This window comes from Candidatus Eisenbacteria bacterium (assembly GCA_013140805.1).
In the GTDB taxonomy this organism is placed as follows: Bacteria; Eisenbacteria; RBG-16-71-46; order RBG-16-71-46; family RBG-16-71-46; genus JABFRW01.
Map to the genome: position 1 here is coordinate 1 of JABFRW010000017.1, position 2,595 is coordinate 2,595.

2 protein-coding genes are annotated in these 2,595 nt (G+C 70.9%); both read left to right on the forward strand.

All coding sequences use genetic code 11. From position 1 onward, the window contains the following. Positions 1-1,456 (forward strand): endonuclease MutS2 (locus HOP12_01530; GenBank protein NOT32829.1); only part of this gene is annotated, 1,456 nt, incomplete at its 5' end. Continuing rightward, positions 1,453-2,595 (forward strand): DNA primase (locus tag HOP12_01535; protein ID NOT32830.1); only part of this gene is annotated, 1,143 nt, incomplete at its 3' end. The genes HOP12_01530 and HOP12_01535, both read left to right, overlap by 4 nt.

Here is a 2,595-nt window from a genome sequence, read left to right on the forward strand (position 1 = left end):
GCGGACCGGTGGGCTCGACGAAGTGATCCCGCTCGACCTCACGCTCGGCGACGCCGGTGCGGACGGCACGCCGGGACGCGTGCTGCTGGTGAGCGGCCCCAACATGGGCGGCAAGACGGTGCTGCTCAAGACCGCCGGACTCTGCGCGCTGCTCGCGCACGCCGCGCTGCCGGTGCCGTGCGCCGAGGGCAGCACGGTGCCCGAGCTGGAGCAGGTGGTGGTCGACCTCGGAGACGAGCAATCGCTCGACCGCGGTCTCTCGACCTTCGCCGCGCACCTTGCCGCGATGGCCGACATGGCGCGCGCCGCCGGACCCCGTACGCTGGTGCTCGCGGACGAAGTCGGCGCGGGCACCGATCCCGATGAAGGCGGAGCACTCGCGCGCTCGCTGGTCGAGCATCTGGCGGCAGCCGGTACGTGGGCGGTCCTGACCACGCATCTCGGGGCGCTCAAGCGGCTGGTGCCCGAAGTGCCGGGCGTCGTGAACGGATCGCTCGAGTTCGACCCGGGAACACTGCGCTCGCGATTCCGCTTCGTGCCCGGCGTGCCGGGCGCGAGCCACGCGCTCGAGGTGGCGGAGCGACTGGGATTCCCGTCCGAACTGCTGGCGCGCGCGCGCGCGTTGACGCCCGAAAGCACGCGCGCACTCGAGCGCCTGACCCAGGAGCTCGCCGCCGCCACCGAGCGCGCTCGCACCGAAGCCAGCGCGCTCACGCTCGCGCGGGCCGAAGCGCAATCGCAGGCGGCGGCGCACCATGACGCGACCGAGCACGCGCGGCGCGAGCTCGCCGAGGCGCGGAGATCACTGACCCGCGAGAGCGAGGCGCTCCTCGCCCGTTCGCGTGAGTTGTGGCAGGTGGTTCAGAAGGAAGCGCGCCGCCGCGACACGACGCGCGAGGATGCGCAGCGGCTCAAGCGCGACGTCGAGCAGACCACGCGCGAGGTCGAGACGTTGGCGGCGGGCAGCGACGATTCGCGCGCTGCGGTGCCGGGGCTGATGGCGGCCGAGGTGGTTCCGGGGCTGCGCGTGCGTGCGCTGGACCTGGGACTCGAGGCCGAGGTCTCGAGTGCTCCCGACGACGAAGGGCGTGTCCAGCTCAAGCGTGGCACCTGGACGATCCAGACTCACGTCAATCGTCTGGCGCGCGCAGCGGACGCGGCGCCGATCGCCCCGCGCCCCGCGTCGACGAGCTGGTCGGTCGGTGACGGACCGCCGCCGCTCGAAGTCGATCTGCGCGGCATGGAAGCCGACGAGGCACTCGGTGCGCTGGATGCAGGTCTCGATCGCGCAGTGATGGCGGGGCTCGGCGAAGTACGCGTGATCCACGGCATCGGACGCGGCGTCCTGCGAGGTGCGGTCGAGAAGCATCTGCGTCGCCATCCCCAGGTCGCCGAGCAGCGGCTGGGTCAGATTGGCGAAGGTGGGCGTGGCGTCACCGTGGCGAGGCTCCGATGAGTCTTCCGGCGCGGGGCACCCCGCTGCGCTCGGACGAGTGGATCGAGCGCGTTCGCGATGCCAATGACATCGTCGAGGTGATCGGGCAGACCGTGGTCTTGAAGCGTGCCGGTCGCAACTGGGTCGGCGTGTGTCCGTTCCACAAAGAGAAATCGCCTTCGTTCTCGGTCAACTCCGAGCGCCAGTTCTATCACTGCTTCGGATGCAAGGCGGGCGGCGACGTGTTTCGTTTCGTGATGGAGACCGAGAAGATCGGCTTCGTCGAAGCCGCCGAGATGTTGAGCCGTCGGGCCGGGATCGCGATTCCGGAACGGCGCCCCGGCGAGCGCGGTCAGCGCACCGCGGCACTCGAGGCGCTCGAAGCGGCTGCGGTGGCGTACGAACAGTGGCTCGCGGACCCGGAACGCGGTGGCGCGGCGCGCGCGTATTTGGAGCAGCGCGGCATCACGCGCGAAACGCAGCGCGCGTTTCGACTCGGACTGGCCCCGACCGGCTGGACGCCGCTGATCGATCGTCTGCGCGATCGCATCTCGGAAGAGGCGTTGCTCGAGGCCGGGCTGGTCGCGAAGCGCGAGCAACGCAGCGGCGTCTACGATCGGTTCCGCGATCGGCTCATGGTGCCGCTGCTGGCGCCGGGCGGCACCGTGGTCGGCTTCGGCGGTCGCACGCTCGGCGAGGACGGGCCCAAGTACCTGAACTCGCCCGAGACCTCGATCTATCACAAGGGTCAGTTTCTCTACGGCTTCGACGTCGCGCGTCGGCCCGCCGAGGCGGCGGGCGAATTCGTGCTGGTCGAGGGCTACTTCGACGTCATCGCCTTGCATCAGGCGGGCGTCACGCACGCCATCGCCAGTTCGGGAACGGCGCTGACCGCCGATCAGGCGCGCGCGATGAAGCGCGTGGTCTCACGAGTGGCTTTGACGTTCGACGGCGACGACGCCGGTCGGGAGGCGATGCTGCGCTCGCTCGACGTGCTGATGGCGGAGGGGCTCGAGGTCGCGATCCTGCCGCTGGCGGCGGGGCAGGACCCCGACACGTTCGTGCGCGAGCACGGTTCCGACGGCTGGGGACGACTGCGCGCGGCGGGGCTCGATCCGGTCGAGTTCATCCAGCGCCACGAAGAGTCCGCGGGCGGTGTG